Source organism: Planobispora rosea, assembly GCF_014648175.1.
GTDB lineage: Bacteria > Actinomycetota > Actinomycetes > Streptosporangiales > Streptosporangiaceae > Planobispora > Planobispora rosea.
This window is the reverse complement of the sequence record NZ_BMQP01000048.1, coordinates 50,318-68,949: the sequence shown is the minus strand read 5'-3', so window position 1 is coordinate 68,949 and position 18,632 is coordinate 50,318. Positions and strand designations below refer to the sequence as shown.

Here is an 18,632-nt window from a genome sequence, read left to right as displayed (position 1 = left end):
ACCCCCAACGGGGTCGTACAGGCCATCGTCACGCCCGCACCCTATTTACCAACAGCGTCCCTGCGGTGCGGGCCCCCGGCGCCGACCCGGTCAGGCCGCGGTGTTCTTCGGGTCGCCGTGGCAGCGCTTGTACTTCTTGCCCGAGCCGCAGGGGCACGGGGCGTTGCGCTCGACGTTGCCGTAGGCGTCACGCTGCGCGCGCGTGCTGACCCGGGTGTGCTCGATCTCGCCGGTCTCCCCGGGCGCGGTGTACTCCAGCTCGGAGGGGCGCTTGGGAGCCTGCAGGCCTCGGGCGATGATGGAGCGGGCCTCCGCGACCGCGGCGTCCTCGCCCTCCTCCGTCTCCTCGACGATCGGGCTGGTCTGCACCTCGACCTCGAGGTTGAACAGGTAGCCGACCGACTCCTCCTTGATGCCCTCGAGCATCTGGGAGAACATGTCGAAGCCCTCGCGCTGGTACTCGATCAGCGGGTCCTTCTGGGCGTAGGCGCGCATGCCGATGCCCTCCTGGAGATAGTCCATCTCGTAGAGGTGCTCACGCCACTTGCGGTCCAGGACCGCGAGGATGACCCGGCGCTCCAGCTCTCGCATGGCCTCCGGACCGAGCTCCTCCTCGCGGCGGTCGTAGGCGGCCAGGGCGTCGGCCTTCACCGTCTCCTTGAGGAAGTCGGCGGAGAGCTCCTCCCGGCCGCCGGCCTTCGCCACGACGTCCTCGATGTGGAGGCTGATCGGGTAGAGCTGGCCCAGCGCCTTCCAGAGCTTGTCGAGGTCCCACTCCTCGGAGAAGCCCTCGGCCGTGGCCCCGTTGATGTAGTCGTCGATGACGTCGCCGACGAACCCGCGGACCTGCTCGTGCAGGTCGGCGCCCTCCAGCACCCGCTGACGCTCGGCGTAGATCACCTTGCGCTGGCGGTTCATGACCTCGTCGTACTTCAGGACGTTCTTACGGGTCTCGAAGTGCTGCTGCTCGACCTGGTGCTGGGCGGAGGCGATCGCCTTGGAGACCATGCCCGACTCGATCGGGACGTCGTCCGGGATGTTCAGCCGCGTCATGATCATCTCGACCCGGGCCGAGTTGAACAGGCGCATGAGGTCGTCCTCGAGCGAGAGGTAGAAGCGCGACTCGCCCGGGTCGCCCTGACGGCCGGAACGGCCGCGGAGCTGGTTGTCGATGCGCCGCGACTCGTGCCGCTCGGTGCCCAGCACGTAGAGACCTCCGAGCTCGACGACCTCCTCGTGCTCGCTCTTGACGGCGTCCCTGGCCTTCTCCAGCGCCTCGGGCCAGGCCTTCTCGTACTCCTCCGGGGTCTCGACCGGGTCGAGGCCGCGGTTGCGCAGCTCCACGTCGGCGCGGAACTCGACGCTGCCGCCGAGCTTGATGTCGGTGCCGCGGCCGGCCATGTTGGTGGCGACGGTGACGGCGTGCTTCCGGCCCGCCTCCGCGATGATCGCGGCCTCACGGGCGTGGTTCTTGGCGTTGAGCACCTCGTGCTTGACGCCCCTGCGCTTGAGCTCCTTGGACAGGCGCTCGGACTTCTCCACGCTGGTGGTGCCGACCAGGACCGGCTGGCCCTTCTCGTAGCGCTCGCTGATGTCGTCGACGACCGCCATGAACTTGGCGTCCTCGCTCTTGTAGACCACGTCCGGCTGGTCCTTGCGGATCATCGGCTTGTTGGTCGGGATCGGGACGACGCCGAGCTTGTAGGTCTGGTGGAACTCGTTGGCCTCGGTGGCCGCGGTTCCGGTCATGCCGGCGAGCTTGTCGTAGAGGCGGAAGTAGTTCTGCAGCGTGATCGTGGCGAGAGTCTGGTTCTCGTCCTTGATCTTGACGCCTTCCTTCGCCTCGATGGCCTGGTGCATGCCCTCGTTGTAGCGGCGGCCGTGCAGGACGCGACCGGTGAACTCGTCGACGATCAGGACCTCGCCGTCGACGACGATGTAGTCCTTGTCCTTCTTGTAGAGCTCCTTGGCCTTCAGCGCGTTGTTCAGGAAGCCGACCAGGTGGGTGTGCTCGGGCTTGTAGAGGTTGTCGATGCCGAGCCAGTCCTCGACCTTCTCGACGCCCGACTCCAGGATGCCGATCGTGCGCTTCTTCTCGTCGACGACGTAGTCGCCGGTGCTCTCCTCGCCGTCCTTGCCCTCGGTGCCCCTGCGGAGCCGGGGGACGATCTTGGCGAACTCGCCGTACCACTTGCCGGACTGCTCGCCGGGACCGGAGATGATCAGCGGCGTCCTGGCCTCGTCGATGAGGATCGAGTCGACCTCGTCGACGATGGCGTAGTTGTGGCCGCGCTGGACGCACTCGTCCAGCGACTGCGCCATGTTGTCACGCAGGTAGTCGAAGCCGAACTCGTTGTTCGTGCCGTAGGTGATGTCCGCGTTGTACTGCCTGCGGCGGTCGTCCGGCGCCATGTTGGCCAGGATCACGCCGACCTTGAGGCCCAGGAAGCGGTGGACGCGGCCCATCTCCTCGGCGTCGCGCTTGGCCAGGTAGTCGTTCGTCGTGATGACGTGGACGCCCTTGCCCGCGATGGCGTTGAGGTAGGACGGGAGCGTACAGGTCAGGGTCTTGCCCTCACCGGTGCGCATCTCCGAGATGTTGCCCATGTGCAGGTTGGCGCCGCCCATGATCTGCACGTCGAAGTGGCGCATGCCCAGGACGCGCCGGGCGGCCTCACGGACGGTGGCGAAGGCTTCGGGAAGCAGATCGTCGAGGGATTCGCCGTCTGCGTAGCGCTGCTTGTACTCGTCGGTGAGCGCGCGCAATTCGGCGTCGGTCAGGCTCGTGAAGTCGTCCTCGATGGAGTTGACCTGGTCGGCGATCCGCTTGAGCTTACGCAGAAGCTTGCCTTCGCCTGCGCGAAGAATCTTGTCGAGAAAGGCTGGCACTTTAGGTAAAGCTCCTCGCAGGTCTTCCGCGGCCTTCAGGGGCCCGGATGAGGACGAGACATGGTTCTCCGCTGCCATCGTAGGCGGTTCCACCACCAGACACAGCCACCATGGACGACGGTCTTGGCGTTCCGAAGGTTCCCCGCGGCCCCCTCTCCACGAGTACACGGCAGGCTATAGGGGTATATCGCCCACTATCACACCTAATGGAGAAACCGCGGCAGGCGCGTCACCGTCCCGCAAGGAGACACCACCATGACGGAGACCGCACCCGAAGACATGACGGATACCGCACCCGAAAACGGTCACGGAGGCAGGGCGTCGTCCTGGCTGGCCGTCACCGTCAGCGTGCTGGGCTTCGCCATCGGCGGGGCGGGACTGACCGCCGGTCCCAACTGGCCGCTGTTCTGGATGGGCGCGACCGTCTGCGCACTGGGCATGATCCTGCTTGTGGTCTTCGGCGCCTTCAAGGACGTCATCCTCGACGCCCCCCGCGTCCCCTTCGAGCGCGGTGAGGGCATCCTCGATTGAAACACCGGCGTAGCGCTTTCGTCGGTGTGAGCCGCTAGCCTCGGACCATGCTGACGTGCCGCGTGACGACGAGCCGTTTCCCCTCGGCGTCCTCCCCGACGTCCCCCCTGGAGGGGCGATGACCACCCCCCTCACCCTCTCAGCCGACGAAGCCCGCCGGATCATCCTGCGGGCCCAGGGCTTCCTCGGCGCCGACGCCCGCCGCGGCGGTGCGCCCGCCACGCTGCGCCGCCTGGGCGCCGTACAGCTCGACACGATCTCCGTGCTGGCCCGCTCCCACGAACTCGTCGCCTACGCGCGCCTGGGCGCCGTCGGCAGGCGGAAGGTCGAGCTGGCCTACTGGGACGACCCGGCCCGCGCCTTCGAATACTGGTGCCACGCCGCCTGCGTCCTGCCCATCGAGGACTGGCCGCTCTACGCCTTCCGGCGCCGCGCGTTCCGCGAGCGGAGATACCGCTGGCACGAGGTCCCGCCCACGGTGGACACGATCCTGGAACGGGTCCGGGAGAGCGGCCCCGTCACGACCGCCGACATCGGCGGGGCCAAGAACGGCGGCCCCTGGTGGGACTGGTCCGACTCCAAGATCGCCATCGAGTGGCTGCTGGACACCGGCGCGGTCGTCTGCACCCGCCGCGTCGGCTGGCGCCGCGTCTACGACCTGGCCGAACGCGCCGTCCCCGGCCACCTTCTGGGCGAAGACCTCACCGACGCCGAGTGCGTCACCCGCCTGGCCGGCATCGCCGGCCGCGCCCTCGGCGTCGCCACCCGCGCCGACCTCGTCGACTTCCTCCGCCTCAACGCCTCCCACGCCGCGCTCATGGACGCCGCCCTGCTCGACGGCGCCACGGGCCTCGTCCCGGTCCGCGTCTCCGGCTGGCCCGACCGCTCGGCGACCGCCTGGGCCGACCCCGCCGCCCTGGAGACCGTCCCCCGCGGCCGCCACCGCACCACCCTGCTGTCCCCGTTCGACTCCCTCATCTGGGATCGGGCCCGCACCGCCCGCGTGTTCGGCTTCAACCACCGCCTGGAGGCCTACGTCCCCAAGGCCAAGCGCGTCCACGGCTACTTCACGATGCCCGTCCTCACCGGCGGCCGCCTGATCGGCCGCGTCGACCCCGCCCGGGAGGGCTCCACCCTGGTCGCCCGCCAGATCGGCCTCGAACCGGGAGTCAGCCCGCACAAGGCCGCCGAGCCCCTGGCCGAGGCCCTGGCCGAGGCGGCGAGCTGGGTCGGCTGCGACACCGTCCGCATCGAACGCGCCGACCCCGCCCTCCACGAGGCCCTCACCTCCGCCATGCGATGACACCCGGCCCGGCGTCGGTACGGCGCCGCGAGGGGGGTGGCGCCGTACCGGGGTGGCGCGCCGCGCTGATGCCGGGTCAGGTGATTTCGAGCATCCGCTCGCGGACCGCGTAGACCACGGCCTCCATCCGGGAGTGGAGCTGAAGCTTGTCCAGGATGTTGCGGACGTGGTTCTTCACGGTGTTCTCGGAGATGAACAACTGCTTGGCGATCTCGCGGTTGTTCATCCCCTTGGCCACCAGGCGGAGCACCTCCATCTCGCGGTCCGTGAGCCGGGGGACCGGAACCTGGGGAGGGCGCTCGGCCTCCTTCCGGCTCATGGACGCGAACTCGTTGATGAGTTTGGCGGCCATCGCCGGGTTGATCAGCGACTGCCCTTCGTAGACACCTCGGACGACCTCGGGGACCTCGTCGAGCTGCACGTTCTTCAGCAGGTAGCCGGTGGCGCCCGCCTTGATCGCCTCGAAGAGGTCCTCCTCCTCGTCGCTCACCGTCAGCATGATGATCCGGACGCTCGGTGCCGCGGCCTTGATCTCCCGTGTGGCCTCGATGCCGCTCTGCCGGGGCATGCGGACGTCCATGAGCACGACGTCCGGTGTCAGGCGGTCGGCGAGCTCAACCGCTTCCTGACCGTCGCTCGCCTCGCCGACCACCTCGATGTCCGCCTCCGCGGCCAGCACCATGTCCAGGCTGCGGCGGATCAGCGCGTGATCGTCAACGATCAGCACGCGGATCGGGTCGCCGCGCCCGGCGGTGCGGGTCGCCTCGTCGGGTTCCGTCACGCCTCCTCCTCGGGGGGGCCAGAGCCGTTGAACCGCCATGATTACACGGCTTCCAGGGTTCTCGGGCTGGCCGGAGAGGGTCTTTCCCTGTGGATGTCAGGGCTCGACGAGCCGCAACACACCGTAATCGTAACCTCGCCGCAGGTAAACGACGCTTGGCTGCCCGCTTTCCTTGTCACGGAACAGGTAGAAGTCGTGGCCGACGAGTTCCATCTCCAGGAGCGCCTGGTCGATGGTCATCGGCTCGGCCTTGTGGAACTTCTCGCGGACCACCAGAGGCCCGTCGCCCTCCATCTCGATCTGGATGATGGTCTGGTCCTCGGGGAGGTCGACGCCGACCTCCTCCTCGGGCTCCGGCTCGTCCGGCTCGTCCGGCTCGAGAGGGACCTGGGCGGGCTCGGCCTCGAGGGACTGGGCCAGCGCGGAGGCGGTCAGCTCGGCGACCGACGGGGGGCAGTGGTTGCCGTGGTGGACCTTGCGCCGGTCGGCGATGCGCCGGAGTCTTCCTTCGAGCTTGCCGAGTGCCATATCGAGCGCCGCGAAGCGGTCTTCGGCGGAGGCCTCCGCCCGGACCGCCGGACCACGGGAATGAATCGTGAGCTCGACCCGCTCGCGCTGGTCGGGGATGCGCGGGTTACGCTCTTTGGACACCTCCACGTCAACGCGGATGAGCTTGTGGTCCAGACGCTCGATCCTGGCCAGCTTGGTCGTCACATGGTCGCGGAATCGGTCACTCACTCCGGTGTGCCGACCCTTGACGATGATGTCCATGCACAGCCCCCCTTCGGCTCTCGACTGTGATGCTGCGGCACCCGCCCGGCCGACCTGGTCTTCGTCCCCACATCCGCCTGCTGAGGGGTTCGCAGCTCTCTGCCACTAATGCCCTTCTCTTCTGGCGAGGAACATCTGGCTCCTCGGGAAGGCAGGTCTTACCTCTAAGCCGCACCGTGATCGACCGACAAAGAGTCGTCTTACGTGGACCGTTTCGCCTGCGGCTGGCATCGGCTAGCCAGACCGGCCCCCTGGAGGGGGTCAGTCCGGCGCAACCACGGACCCGAGCGGGTGCCATGCTCTGACGCTATCCGCATCGCGGCCGAATGTCAGCCTGGCGATCGGCCCCAGGATCACTTTGCGTGATTTCTTCCCGGATCCCCAGAGTCCAAGATGACCACTTTGGAGATGCCCCATCCCTTATGTGAACGGTTCTCGCGTCCCCGGAACCCATCTCAGCCCGCGATTGGGACATCAAGGTGTGCCTCCGGAGTGAGACCGATATCTTGCCGTTATTTTACTCTCCGTAATCTCCGGAAGGGTGATACCTCCGGCGTGTCGCGGCGATCGTCACCGCGAGAGGGGCCTCCACCCCCGCCGTCCGGAGAGCCCGCGCGGCCTCGGCGAGGGTGGCACCGGTGGTCACCACGTCGTCGACGAGCAGGACCACTCCCTCGCCGCTCCAGAGGCCCCGTACGGCGGCGCATTCCCCCGGCACGGCCCTGAATGCCGAAGAGAGGTTGACGGCCCTCTGCGACGAGCTCAGGCCCGCCTGATCAGCCGTACGGCGACGCGGGGCGATCGCCCGGACCACGGTCGCCGGCCATCCGGCGGCCCGGAGGTAACCCGCCGCCAGCCCCGCCAGCCGGGCCACCGGGTCGTGCCCGCGCCGCCGCAGGGCCTGACGCATGCCGGGCACGGGGACGAGCACGACGGGATGGCCGCCCACCGCGACGCCGGCCGTCAGGGCGAGAGCCCCGGCCAGCGAGTGCGCGAGGGCCGTACGGCCGCGTTCCTTGTAGGCGATGATCGCCCGGCGCACGGCGCCGTCGTAGTCCGCGGCCGACCAGCACTCGGGCAGGCCGGGCGGGACCGGGGACGGCGTCCGGCACGCGGGCTCCCCGCGGAGCTCCGCCGCGCACAGGGGGCAGACGAGCGCGCCGGGCGTGTCACATCCGGCGCAGCGAGGCGGCAGGACCAGATCGAGCAGAGCGGTCGTCACAAATCCAAAATGCCAGGTACCACCGACAATCCCGGGAACCCGAGGGCCGGCCGCCGGATCCCGCCGGGCGGGATCCGGTTCCCCTCAGCCCAGGGGGAAGACGGGGAAGGACGGACCGCCGGCGGTGAAGGCGACGGCGCCGCTCTCGTCCCTGATCCAGGGCTCCCACTTGGCGGCGGTCGCGTTCCAGTAGAGGACCTGCTGGTTGTCCTCGTCGTCCTTGGCCCCGGCGAGCAGGTAGTCGTCCAGGGCGGTGATGCTCTGCAACCGGGGGTAGGCGACCTGGGACGCCGGCGCGGCGGTCAGCGAGGCCTCCAGGAGCTCGGACTTGCCGGTGAGGACGTAGAGGGTCTTCCCGTCCTTCCAGGCGATGTCCGTGATCGTCCGCTTGTCCTCGGGGTGGACCACCGTCTGCAGGTTGTCGATGCGGCTGTCGGCCCCCGCGCCGATGACGGTGCCGATCTTGACTTCCTCGTCGCCCTGCGCGTTCCGGGTCGCCACCGCGACGTGCACGCCGTCCCGGGCGACCTTGAGCGCGGTGACGTCGACCGTGTTCAGTTCGGCGGCGGCCACCCGGAACTGCTTGACCTCGTGCTTGGCCTCGTCGTAGTAGTGCCGCAGCACCACCGAGGTCTGGGGGGAGGGCCGGCTCACGGTCCACATCGAGTGGTAGCGGTCCCAGGAGGGCGGGGTGAGGTCCTTGCCCGTGACCCACTGCGTCCACTTGCCGTCGGGGAGCAGCGGGGCGACGGAGATGCCGTCGCGGTTCTCGGACAGCGCCGCCACCTGCCGGAGGTTGTGCCCGCTGACGGCCGGGTGGGTGAACGAGCCGTTCTTCCCGCCCGCCTCGCCGGGCACCGCCACGCCGACGTTGTCCTTGCCCAGCTGCCGCAGGAGGCCGTCCTGGAGATAGAACGGGCGGATGTTGCCCGGGGCCATCCACGGGTCGAACTTCAGCTGCTGCTGGGCGTCGATCCCCAGCGGACGGTCGGAGGAGTAGTACGGCTCGCCGTGGATCCGCACCTCGAAGCTCGACCCGCCGGCGATCCCGGAGAGCGTCCCCGCGAGCTGGGCGGACATCGCGGCCACGTTGTCGGAGGAGACGCCCTTGGTCAGGTTGACGACGACGCGGTTGTCCACGGTGGTCACGTCGATGAGGCGGGTGCCGTCCGCGAAGGCGGTGCGGACGGCGCCCTGCAGCGAGGCGCTCGGGCCTTCGAGCAGCCGCTCGACGACCGCCTTGGCGAAGGTGGAGGCCGGGTTGAGGGGGACCTGGACCTGCTCGATCACCAGGCCCTCACGCCTGGAGTCCAGGAAGTACAGGTCCACCAGGCGGTAGGCGCGCTTGACGTCGGGCTCCGACAGCAGGAGCCCGTCCGGGCCCGCGCTGATCCGCCATCCCTTCCCCTCCTCCTTGACGAGGGTGAAGGGCTCGTCCAGCGGGCCGTCGCTCGGCCGGTACAGACCCCGGTCCTTGATCGTCGCGACCACGGTGCCCTTGAGCGTGATCCGGGCCTCCGTGTCGCCGTCGTCCACGTCGTCGCCCCCGTCGTCGCCGGTCGTGCTCGGCTGGTAGACCGTCACGCCGCTGTCGGGGTTCCACTCCTTGGCGTAGGCGCCGGTGAGGTACTGGCGCGCGACCGCGTACGAGGGGTCGTCGACGCTCGCCATCGCGGCCTGGAAGCCCATGACGACCTGCTCGGGACGCCAGTCGGGGTTCGGCGGCATGGCGATCACGCGGGCGTACGGCGGGTCGAGCGGGTCCTCCCTGCCCACGTCGTCCACCGTCACCGCCCGGCTGGCCCCGGTCGGGATGACCGAGCAGGCCGTACCCCCGCAGACCAGCGCGAGGGCCAGGCCCGCGGCCCGCACGCTCCGCACCGTCCTAGTCCGCATCGTGTCCCCCGTCGACCGCCGCCGGTGTCAGCACCGGCGTCATCTGCCCCCTCCACGTCCGCCGCATCTCCACCTCCGGCGGGACCAGCGGCAGCGGCGAGCCGCGCAGCTCCGCCCCGGCCACCCGGGGCAGCGAGAGCCGGAACTGCGACCCCTCGCCGGGCATCCCCCACGCCTGGAGCCAGCCGCCGTGCAGCATCGCGTCCTCGCGGGAGATGGCCAGGCCGAGGCCGGTCCCGCCGATGGTCCGCGCCCGGGACGGGTCGGCCCGCCAGAACCGGTCGAAGACCATGTTCTCCTCACCCGGCTTCAGGCCCACCCCGTGATCCCGTACGGCCACCGCCACGGCGTCCCGGTCCGCGCCGACCGAGACCACGATGTCCCGCCCCTCACCGTGCTCGATCGCGTTGAACAGCAGGTTGCGCAGGATGCGCTCGACCCGGCGGCTGTCTACCTCCGCCATGCAGGGCTCGCCCGGCAGGCGCAGGTCGAAGCGGGTGGAGTGGCGCTCGGCCAGCGCCTCCGAGTCGGCGACGGCGCGCAGCACCACGTCCCTGATGTCGACCGAGTCGATGTCGAGCGTCGCGGCGCCCGCGTCGTAGCGGCTGATCTCCAGCAGGTCGGCGAGCATCGACTCGAACCTCTCCAACTGGTTCTGCATCAGCTCCGCCGAACGCGCGGCCATCGGGTCGAAGTCCTCGCGGGCGTCGTAGAGCAGGTCGGCGGCCATCCGGACGGTGGTCAGGGGGGTGCGCAGCTCGTGCGAGACGTCGGAGACGAACTGCCGCTGGACCTGGGAGAGCTCCTCCAGTTGGTGGATCTTCAGTGCCAGGTTGGCGGCCATCTCGTTGAAGGAGGCGGCCAGGCGGGCGAGGTCGTCCTCGCCGCGCACCTTGAGCCGCTCGTCCAGCCGCCCGGCGGCCAGCCGCTCGGCGGCCTGCCGCGTCAGCCGTACCGGGGTGACCACCTGGCGGGTGACCAGCGAGGCGATCGCGGCGAGCAGCAGCACCAGGGCGACGCCGACGACCACGAGCATCTGCCGGACGGCGTTGAGGGTCTTCTCCTCCTCGTTCAGCGGGATCAGGTGGTAGATCTCGTACTCGTTGTGGACCTGGGGGGCGCCGGTGGTGTCCAGGCGCGCGCCGAGCACCAGCCCCGGGATCGGCTCGGAGCCGCCCTTGTAGTGGAGGTCGCCGTACCAGAGGCTGTTCTTTCCCGGTTCCTGCTTCACCACGTCGGCGCGCATCTTGTCCGTCACGGCGCGCTCGTCGATGTTCGTGGTGCCGAAGCAGGCGCCCGGCAGCTTCCGGTTACAGATGATCACCGAGTAGCGGCTGGCGGAACCCGCCCGGTTCGCCAGGGCCGTGGTCGCCTGGCTGAGCGGGCTGTCCCCGCCGCTCTGCAGGGACTTGCCGGCGTCACCGGACTGCTTGGCGGGCTCGCCGGCCGGCTGGCTCAGGAAGCCGAGCACCGCGATGCGGTCGGCCTGCGCCTCGCTCATCGCGGCGCGCAGCCGGGCGTTGAGCACGGACGTGTTGATCTGCTGGTCGAGGAAGACGCCCAGCACCGCGACCACCGCCATGGAGACGACCATCGTGCTGGTGACCACGCGGAGCTGGAGGGAACGCCAGAAGGCCCGGCGCAACCGACCGGCCGCGCGCCGGGTCCGTCGCCGTACTCCCCGCACCAGCTGGCGCGGGGTACGACGGCGCTGCTTCGCAGGAGGCATGTCGGTTTCCGGGGGGTTTCCGGGGGGAGACGGACGGCTCAGGCCGGTCCGGCCTTGTAGCCCACACCGCGGACCGTCACCACGATCTCCGGGTGCTCCGGGTCCTTCTCGATCTTGGCGCGGAGCCGCTGGACGTGCACGTTGACCAGGCGCGTGTCGGCCGCGTGCCGGTAGCCCCAGACCTGCTCCAGCAGGACCTCGCGGGTGAAGACCTGGCGGGGCTTGCGCGCGAGCGCCACCAGCAGGTCGAACTCCAGCGGGGTGAGGTTGATGGTCTCCTCGCCGCGCTTGACCGAGTGCCCGGCGACGTCGATGGTGATGTCGCCGATCTGCAGGATCTCGGGCGTCGGCTCGTCGGTACGGCGCAGCCGCGCGCGGACCCGGGCCACGAGCTCCTTCGGCTTGAACGGCTTGACGATGTAGTCGTCGGCCCCGGACTCCAGGCCGAGCACCACGTCGATGGTGTCGCTCTTGGCGGTCAGCATCACGATGGGGACGCCGGACTCGGCGCGGATCCTGCGGCACACGTCGATGCCGTCGGCGCCGGGCAGCATCAGATCGAGCAGGACCAGGTCCGGCCGGGTGTCGCGGAACGCGTCGAGCGCCTTGTCCCCGTCGGACACGAAGGAAGGTTCGAAGCCCTCTCCGCGCAGCACGATGCCGAGCATCTCGGCGAGAGCGGCGTCGTCATCGACGACCAGCACGCGTCCTTTCATGGCCCCTCATTCGTTTTACGCAGCTAGGGATTTTCACGGCAAACCGCATGATTACTGAAGGTTACCCTTGCTCGACCACCGGATGACACACTCCTGTGATCGGCGCTCGGGTGCCGAATTTTAGGCCCGCGCGCCGTGAAACATGCGGCGACGCCCCCGAATGGCCGCTTCCGGCCGCGGCGGACCGGGCGCCGGGCCGAAGGTGGCCACCGTCACAGTCTGCGGTAAACAGCGGTATCCCGGCCATCCCCACCGGGGCTTTCCATCCGTCCCCGCGCTTGGAACCCTGACATGCCTCCCCGAACAGCCCGATCCGCGCGCTCTCATGCCAGGATTGGGATATGTCAGACGGCCACGGTTCCAGCCCCGACACACCCGGCTGGGCGTCCGATCAGCCTCCGTCGCACGGCGGACCGGCTTCATGGGCCACGCCCGGCTCCGCAGGAGCGCCCCCTCCCGGATCTCCCCAGCAGCCGTACGGCCAGCAGCCCTACGGCGGCCAGCCGGGCTACGGCGGCCAGCCCGGTCCGTACGGCGCGCCGTCCGATCCCTACGGCCAGCAGCCCGGTCCCTACGGCCAGCAGCCCTACGGCGGCCAGCCCGGTCCCTACGGCCAGCCCGGTCCCTACGGCGGCCAGCCCGGTCCCTACGGGCAGCCCGGCCCGTACGGCTACGGGGCCCCGGCCTACGGCGGCCCGCCCGTGCTCAAGCCCGGCATCATCCCCCTGCGGCCGCTCAACCTGGGTGACATCTACAACGGCGCGGTCCAGTTCATCCGGAGCAACCCCGCGGCCACCCTCGGCCTGGCGGCGCTGGTGACCCTGGTGACCCAGGTCGTCACGCTGCTCGTCCAGATCCCGGCCCTCGGCGCGTTCGTGGACGTCGCCGTGTCGCCGACCGCCGTGGACGACCCCTCGGAGCTCTTCGGGGCCCTCGGCGGCTTCCTCGCGGGAACCATGGTCGCCGCCGTCTTCCAGATGATCTCGATCGTGGTGCTGAGCGGCATGCTGACCAGCGTGCTGGGCCGGGCCGTGTTCGGCGAGTCCATCTCCATCGGGGAGGCGTGGCGGCGCACCGCGAGCCGCGTCCTCCCGCTGCTGGGCCTGGCGCTGCTCCAGGCGGTCATGGTCTTCGGCTTCATGATCGTCGCGATCCTCCTGGTCGTGCTCCTCGGCGTGGCCGGCGCGCCCGGCGGACTCGTCGCCGTGGCGGGCTTCGTCCTCGTCATCGGCGGCATCGCCGGCGCGGTGTTCCTCTACACCAAGCTCAGCCTCGCCGGGCCGGTGATCGTGCTGGAGCGGGCCGGCGTGTTCACCGCCATCGGCAGGTCGTTCCGGCTGGTCAAGGGCGACTTCTGGCGGGTCTTCGGCATCCTGCTCCTCACCGCGATCATCGTCTGGCTGGTCGGCACCGCCGTGGCCGTCCCGTTCACCCTCCTGGGCGGCCTGACCGAGCCCACCGACCTCGCGGAGCTCCAGGCGGGGCTCACGGTCTCCCTCATCGTGGGCGCGCTGGGCAGCATCATCGCCGGGACGATCACCAATCCCTTCTCCGCCGCCGTCAACGCGCTGCTCTACACCGACCGCCGGATGCGCGCCGAGGCGTTCGACCTCGCGCTCCAGACGGCCGCCACGGACCGCCAGCGCGGCGTCCACGGCGCGGCCCCCGAAGACCTGTGGCACCCCTCCCACGCCGCGGGCGGTCACCCCCACGGCTACGGCCACCCGCCCCACGGCCCCGGAGCCTGGCCCCAGTGATCTCCGACGTTCCGGTCGACATCGCCCGGGACGCCGCCCGGGAGGCGGCGGTCCGCGAGCTGGCCAAGCCGATCTACCCGAAGGAGTCGTGGTGGGACCGGCTCCTCCAGAGTGCCCGTGACTGGCTGAACGACCTGATCGACGCCGCCTCCGGGCTGCCCGGCGGGTGGTTCTCGGTCCTCCTGCTGGTGCTGCTCATCATCGGCGTGGCCGTACCCGTCCTGGTGATGGCGCGCAGGGCCACCCGCACACGCGCGGGCGGACGGGCCGGCGAGCTGTTCGGCGCGCGGGTCCGCACGGCGGCCGAGCACCGCGCCGCCGCCGAGGCCCACGCCGCGCGGCAGGAGTGGGCGGAGGCGATCAGGGAGCGCCTGCGGGCGATCGCCCGCGACCTGGAGGACCGTGCCGTCGTCGAGCAGGCGCCCGGCCGTACCGCGGACGAGCTGGCGGCCGAGGCCGGCCGGGCGCTGCCCGTGTTCGCCGGTGAGCTGCTGCGGGGAGCCCGGCTCTTCGACGACGTCACCTACGGCGATCTGCCGGGCACCGCCGAGGGCTACCGGCACCTGGCCGGCCTCGACGAACGCCTCCGCCAGGCCAGGCCCGTGCCGGCGGGAGGACCCGCGTGATCCCTGACGCGCCCGCGCCGTCCCCGTCGACCGGCGCCGCGCCCTCCTCCTCGACCGGCGCCGCGGGCTCTCCCGCCGCGGCGGGCGTCCCCGTCCCGCCGGCCGGCGACGCCGCGGCGAGCAGGCCCGCGTCCCCGCGGACGGCGGACATCTGGCGGCGCTGGCGAGGGGTGCTGGGCGTCCTGGCAGCCATGATCCTGATCGCCACGGCGACCGTCCTGCTCTCCCAGCCCCGCCCCGGCGGCTATCTCGACCCCGAGGCCACCACCCCCGGCGGCGCGCACGCCCTGGTCCAGCTCCTGCGTGACCAGGGAGTCGACGTACGGCCCGCGCGCACCGCCGGGGAAGCCCGCGCCCAGGCCGTCCCCGGCTCGCTGCTGCTGGTGGGCCGGACCGAGTTCCTCGCCGAGGAGAGCCTGCTGCGGGAGATCGCCTCGCTGCCCGGCGACCGGCTGCTCGTCGAGCCCGTGACCCAGGCCCTGCAGGAGCTCGCCCCCGGCGTCTCGGCCGGGGCGCTGACGGACGTGAAGTCGCGGGCCCCCGAATGCCGGATCCCGGCCGCCGTGAAGGCGGGCACCGCCATGATCGGCGGAATCTCCTACAACCCGCCCCAGGGCTGGACCGGCTGCTACAACGGCAGCCTGATCTCCGGCACCGCCGACGGCAGGACGGTCACCGTCCTCGGTTCCGGCGAGTTCATGACCAACCGGCGGCTGGCCGGGGACGGTGACGCCGCCCTCGCCATGAACCTGGCCGGGAGCCGCCCGGTGGTGGTCTGGCTGGTGCCCTCGGTGCCGCAGATCCAGGGGAGCGGCGAGCGGGCGTCCCTGCAGGACCTGCTCCCCGCCGGGATCGGCTGGGCCGCCCTGCACCTGCTGGTCGCCGCCCTCCTGGTGGCGCTCTGGCGGGGCCGCAGGCTCGGCCCGGTCGTGGCCGAGCGGCTGCCGGTCGTCGTGCGCGCGTCCGAGACCGCGGAGGGGCGGGGACGCCTCTACCGGTCCCGCAAGGCCCGCGACCGCGCGGCGGCGGCCCTGCGGTCCGCGGCGCTGGAGCGGATCGTGCCGCGCCTCGGGCTGGCGGGGGAGATCACGCCCGCGGGGGTCGTGGCGGCCGTCGCCACGCGGACGGGGCAAGATGCTCAGCAGGCGGGGGCCGTACTGTACGGTGCGGCGCCCCTGGACGACGCGGGGCTCGTGGCGCTGGCCGGAGACCTCGACATCCTCGAAAGGCAGGTACGAGACTCGTGATCGAGCACACCATCGTCGGGTACGGTTCCGCCGGGGTGGGGGCCCCGTGAACATGCCCGGTCCGGGGTCCGATCCCGCCCTCCAGCAGACCATCGCCTACCCCGGCCGCGCGCCCGGCGCGGAGCCGGACCCGGCGGGCGACGGGGCCCGCGCCTCGCTGGGGGCGTTGCGCGCCGAGGTCGCCAAGGCCGTCGTCGGCCAGGACGCCGTGGTCACCGGTCTGGTGATCGCCCTGCTCTGCCGGGGCCACGTGCTGCTCGAAGGCGTCCCCGGCGTGGCCAAGACCCTGCTGGTGCGCACGATGGCCGCCGCGCTGTCCATGGATTTCAAACGTGTGCAGTTCACGCCGGACCTGATGCCGGGCGACGTGACGGGCTCGCTGGTCTACGACGCGAAGACCGCGGAGTTCGAGTTCCACGAGGGACCGGTCTTCACCAACCTGCTGCTCGCCGACGAGATCAACCGCACCCCGCCCAAGACGCAGGCCGCCCTGCTGGAGGCCATGGAGGAGCGGCAGGTCAGCGTCGAGGGCGCCGCCCGCAAGCTGCCCGACCCGTTCATCGTGGCCGCCACCCAGAACCCGATCGAGTACGAGGGCACCTACCAGCTCCCCGAGGCCCAGCTCGACCGGTTCCTGCTGAAGCTCAGCGTGCCCCTGCCCTCGCGCGAGCAGGAGATCGCGGTGCTGGAGCGGCACGCCCTCGGGTTCGACCCCAGGGACCTGTCCCACGTCAAGGCCGTGACCTCGGCCGAGGATCTGGCCGTGGGCCGCGCCGCGGTCGCCCGGGTCCACGTGGGCCCGGAGGTCCTCGGGTACGTCGTGGACATCGCCCGGGCCACCCGCCAGTCGCCGTCGCTGCGCATGGGCGTCTCCCCGCGAGGCGCCACCGCGCTCCTGGGCGCCGCCCGTGCCTGGGCGTGGCTCTCCGGCCGCGGCTACGTCACCCCGGACGACATCAAGGCGCTGGTGCTGCCCGCGCTCCGGCACCGGATCCAGCTCCGCCCGGAGGCCGAGCTGGAAGGAGCCACCCCCGACGGCGTCCTCGACGGCATCCTCACCGCCGTCCCCGTCCCGCGCTGATGGCACTCACCGGACGCACGGGGCTGGTGGCGGCCCTGAGCGCGATCGTGGTGCTGTTCGCCCCCAGGCCGGGCCTCGCCGTGGCCGGGCTGCTGCTGGTCCTGGCGGCGCTGGTCGTGGTGGACCTGCTGCTCGCCGGCAGCGTCCGCGAGCTGCGGCTGGAGCGCTCGGGAGAGCACAGGGTACGGCTCGGCGACACGGTGCGGGTGACGCTGACCGTGGCGAACCCCGGACGCCGGCGGGTGCGCGGGCTCATCAGGGACGCCTGGCCCCCCAGCGCCCGCGCGCAGCCCCGGCACCAGGCCCTGGACGTTCCCGCCGGCGAGCGCCGCCGGGTGGTCACCACGCTGGTCCCGTCACGGCGGGGCGACCGGGAGTCCGCCGCGGTCACCGTCCGCTCGGTGGGCCCGCTGGGCCTGGCCGCGCGGCAGGGCTCGCACACCGTGCCGTGGACGGTGCGGGTGCTGCCGCCGTTCCTGAGCCGGACCCACCTGCCCGCCAAGCTCTCCCGGCTGCGCGAGCTGGAGGGCCGCAACCCCGTCCTGATCCGGGGGCAGGGCACCGAGTTCGACTCCCTGCGGGAGTACGTGGCCGGTGACGACGTGCGCTCCATCGACTGGCGGGCGACGGCCAGGCGCCACGACGTCGTGGTGCGGACCTGGCGTCCGGAGCGGGACCGGCGCGTGCTGATCGTGCTCGACACCAGCCGCACCTCGGCGGGGCGCGTCGGGGTGGACCCGGCCTCCGGCGACCCGTCCGGCTGGCCGCGGCTCGACTGGTCGATGGACGCGGCCCTGCTGCTGGCCGCGCTGGCGGCCCGGGCCGGGGACCGGGTGGACTTCCTCGCCCACGACCGGACCGTCCGCGCCTGGGTGTCCGGCGCGTCCCGGACCGAGCTGCTCTCGGTCCTGGTGAACGCCATGGCTCCGATCGAGGCGGAGCTGGTCGAGGCCGACGCCGAGGGCATGGTCGCGGCGATCCTGGCCAGGGCGGCGCACCGCTGCCTGGTGGTGGTGCTCACCGACCTGAACCCGGCGGCGCTGGAGGAGGGCCTGCTCCCGGTGCTCCCGCAGCTCGCCTCCCGGCATCTGGTGCTGCTCGCCGCGGTCTCCGACCCGCGGATCACCGCCATGGCCGAGGGCAGGGACACGCCGGAGAAGGTCTACGACGCGGCCGCCGCCGAGTACCTGCGGAGCGGGCGGCGGCGGATGACGGCGCGGCTGCGGCAGCACGGCGTCGAGGTCGTCGACGCCCTCCCGGAACAGCTCGCCCCGGCCCTCGCCGACGCCTACCTGGCCCTGAAGGCCGCCGGCCGGCTCTGACCGTACGGCGGCCACTCCGCAGAGCGGACAGCTCGGGCGGCGCGGAGGGTGCCGTACGGCTCAGGCCGCCGAAGAGTGGCCGCCGGTGGATGTCTCATCCGGCTGGGGACGGTGGTGCGGGGTGAAGACGAAAGCCGCGTCGCCGTCGTCCAGCCGGATGCTCAGGGAGGCGTCCAGAGCCCCGGCGAGGCGGGTCAGCAGGGCCAGGGTGGGGACGGAGTCACCGCCTTCGATGGTGGAGATCTGCGGCTGGGTCATGCCCGCCCGGCGGGCCAGCTCGGTCTGGGAGAGACCGAGAGCGGTCCGGCGGTCGTAGACGGCCTGCCCGAGTGCCAGAGCGTATCCGGCCTCCACGTAGGCGGGAGATTCCTCGACCGTCTCCCCCAGGAGCCTCCTGGTCCGTCGGGTCTTCCACTGGGAGTGGTTCATGATTTCGACTCCTCTGCCCGGTCGTAGGCGTGCGCGGCGGGGCCGTGTTCGGCTTCGCACGCCTTCTGCGTCTGTCGTGCCCGCTCGATCTCCGCTTCCTCGTGCTGCCGGGTCTTGCGGAACACCGTGAGGAGCACGATCCGTTGTCCGGGGGCGAGCCAGTAGGTGATGCGGACGGCGCTGCCGTCCAGGTTGAAGCGCAGTTCGCGGACTCTGCCGCCGAGGTGGCGGGAGTACGGCTCACCGAGGGTGGTCGCCTGGGAGGCGAGCATGCCGACTATACAAAAATCGATATAGCGAGGTGTCGAGGACACAGAGCCAGGTACGGTCCA

16 protein-coding genes are annotated in these 18,632 nt (G+C 71.3%); 7 read left to right on the top strand and 9 right to left on the bottom strand.

The genetic code is table 11. From position 1 onward, the window contains the following. Nucleotides 1-90: 90 nt before the first annotated feature. Nucleotides 91-2,889 carry a preprotein translocase subunit SecA gene (secA, locus tag IEZ08_RS33270; RefSeq protein WP_068921460.1) on the bottom strand — a complete coding sequence of 933 codons (2,799 nt, stop codon included), beginning with the start codon at nucleotides 2,887-2,889 and terminating at the stop codon, nucleotides 91-93. 255 nt (nucleotides 2,890-3,144) lie between these two features. Between secA and IEZ08_RS33265 the strand changes: the two genes are divergently transcribed. Together IEZ08_RS33265 and IEZ08_RS33260 are read left to right on the top strand one after the other, a co-directional pair. Beyond that, on the top strand, nucleotides 3,145-3,420 hold the full coding sequence (locus IEZ08_RS33265) for an HGxxPAAW family protein (protein ID WP_229803786.1): 276 nt from the start codon (nucleotides 3,145-3,147) through the stop codon (nucleotides 3,418-3,420). A gap of 118 nt (nucleotides 3,421-3,538) precedes the next feature. Next, the gene (locus tag IEZ08_RS33260; RefSeq protein WP_068921459.1) at nucleotides 3,539-4,723 is read left to right on the top strand and encodes a winged helix-turn-helix domain-containing protein; all 1,185 of its coding nucleotides are present in this window, start codon (nucleotides 3,539-3,541) and stop codon (nucleotides 4,721-4,723) included. 76 nt (nucleotides 4,724-4,799) lie between these two features. Here IEZ08_RS33260 and IEZ08_RS33255 read toward each other — a convergent pair whose 3' ends face one another. From IEZ08_RS33255 to mtrA, 6 genes are all read right to left on the bottom strand, one after another. Then, the gene (locus tag IEZ08_RS33255) at nucleotides 4,800-5,504 is read right to left on the bottom strand and encodes a response regulator (protein WP_203863597.1); all 705 of its coding nucleotides are present in this window, start codon (nucleotides 5,502-5,504) and stop codon (nucleotides 4,800-4,802) included. Between the two features lie 96 nt (nucleotides 5,505-5,600). Continuing rightward, nucleotides 5,601-6,275, bottom strand: coding sequence for a ribosome hibernation-promoting factor, HPF/YfiA family (gene hpf, locus IEZ08_RS33250; protein ID WP_189243739.1), 675 nt, complete (start codon nucleotides 6,273-6,275; stop codon nucleotides 5,601-5,603). Nucleotides 6,276-6,792: 517 nt separating this feature from the next. Next, a complete protein-coding gene (locus IEZ08_RS33245) occupies nucleotides 6,793-7,497 on the bottom strand; it encodes a ComF family protein (RefSeq protein WP_189243738.1) in 705 nt (234 codons plus the stop codon). 84 nt (nucleotides 7,498-7,581) lie between these two features. Continuing rightward, nucleotides 7,582-9,393, bottom strand: a complete 1,812-nt coding sequence (locus tag IEZ08_RS33240; RefSeq protein ID WP_141703603.1) for an LpqB family beta-propeller domain-containing protein — start codon at nucleotides 9,391-9,393, stop codon at nucleotides 7,582-7,584. Next, the gene (gene mtrB, locus IEZ08_RS33235) at nucleotides 9,383-11,122 is read right to left on the bottom strand and encodes an MtrAB system histidine kinase MtrB (RefSeq protein ID WP_068921454.1); all 1,740 of its coding nucleotides are present in this window, start codon (nucleotides 11,120-11,122) and stop codon (nucleotides 9,383-9,385) included. The genes IEZ08_RS33240 and mtrB overlap by 11 nt, the downstream gene beginning before the upstream one ends. Before the next feature lie 38 nt (nucleotides 11,123-11,160). Continuing rightward, nucleotides 11,161-11,838, bottom strand: coding sequence for an MtrAB system response regulator MtrA (gene mtrA, locus IEZ08_RS33230; protein WP_030509347.1), 678 nt, complete (start codon nucleotides 11,836-11,838; stop codon nucleotides 11,161-11,163). Nucleotides 11,839-12,179: 341 nt separating this feature from the next. Here mtrA and IEZ08_RS33225 point away from each other — a divergent pair, with 341 nt between their 5' ends. Genes IEZ08_RS33225 through IEZ08_RS33205 form a run of 5 tightly spaced genes read left to right on the top strand, consistent with a single transcriptional unit; the run spans nucleotide 12,180 to nucleotide 17,871 of the window. Next, nucleotides 12,180-13,595 carry a DUF7847 domain-containing protein gene (locus IEZ08_RS33225; protein ID WP_189243737.1) on the top strand — a complete coding sequence of 472 codons (1,416 nt, stop codon included), beginning with the start codon at nucleotides 12,180-12,182 and terminating at the stop codon, nucleotides 13,593-13,595. Continuing rightward, the gene (locus IEZ08_RS33220; RefSeq protein WP_229803784.1) at nucleotides 13,592-14,221 is read left to right on the top strand and encodes a DUF4129 domain-containing protein; all 630 of its coding nucleotides are present in this window, start codon (nucleotides 13,592-13,594) and stop codon (nucleotides 14,219-14,221) included. Before IEZ08_RS33225 ends, IEZ08_RS33220 begins: the two co-directional genes overlap by 4 nt. Continuing rightward, nucleotides 14,218-15,468, top strand: a complete 1,251-nt coding sequence (locus IEZ08_RS33215; protein ID WP_229803782.1) for a DUF4350 domain-containing protein — start codon at nucleotides 14,218-14,220, stop codon at nucleotides 15,466-15,468. Before IEZ08_RS33220 ends, IEZ08_RS33215 begins: the two co-directional genes overlap by 4 nt. A gap of 52 nt (nucleotides 15,469-15,520) precedes the next feature. Further along, nucleotides 15,521-16,549 (top strand): AAA family ATPase, encoded by a 1,029-nt coding sequence (locus IEZ08_RS33210; RefSeq protein ID WP_189243740.1) that lies wholly within the window; start codon nucleotides 15,521-15,523, stop codon nucleotides 16,547-16,549. After that, nucleotides 16,549-17,871 (top strand): DUF58 domain-containing protein, encoded by a 1,323-nt coding sequence (locus IEZ08_RS33205; RefSeq protein ID WP_189243736.1) that lies wholly within the window; start codon nucleotides 16,549-16,551, stop codon nucleotides 17,869-17,871. Before IEZ08_RS33210 ends, IEZ08_RS33205 begins: the two co-directional genes overlap by 1 nt. A 60-nt stretch (nucleotides 17,872-17,931) precedes the next feature. On the opposite strand, the gene IEZ08_RS33200 is transcribed toward IEZ08_RS33205, so the two are convergent. Together IEZ08_RS33200 and IEZ08_RS33195 are read right to left on the bottom strand one after the other, a co-directional pair. Continuing rightward, nucleotides 17,932-18,300 carry a helix-turn-helix domain-containing protein gene (locus IEZ08_RS33200; protein WP_068921451.1) on the bottom strand — a complete coding sequence of 123 codons (369 nt, stop codon included), beginning with the start codon at nucleotides 18,298-18,300 and terminating at the stop codon, nucleotides 17,932-17,934. Beyond that, nucleotides 18,297-18,572, bottom strand: a complete 276-nt coding sequence (locus IEZ08_RS33195; protein WP_068921450.1) for a type II toxin-antitoxin system RelE/ParE family toxin — start codon at nucleotides 18,570-18,572, stop codon at nucleotides 18,297-18,299. Before IEZ08_RS33195 ends, IEZ08_RS33200 begins: the two co-directional genes overlap by 4 nt. Nucleotides 18,573-18,632 lie beyond the last annotated feature (60 nt).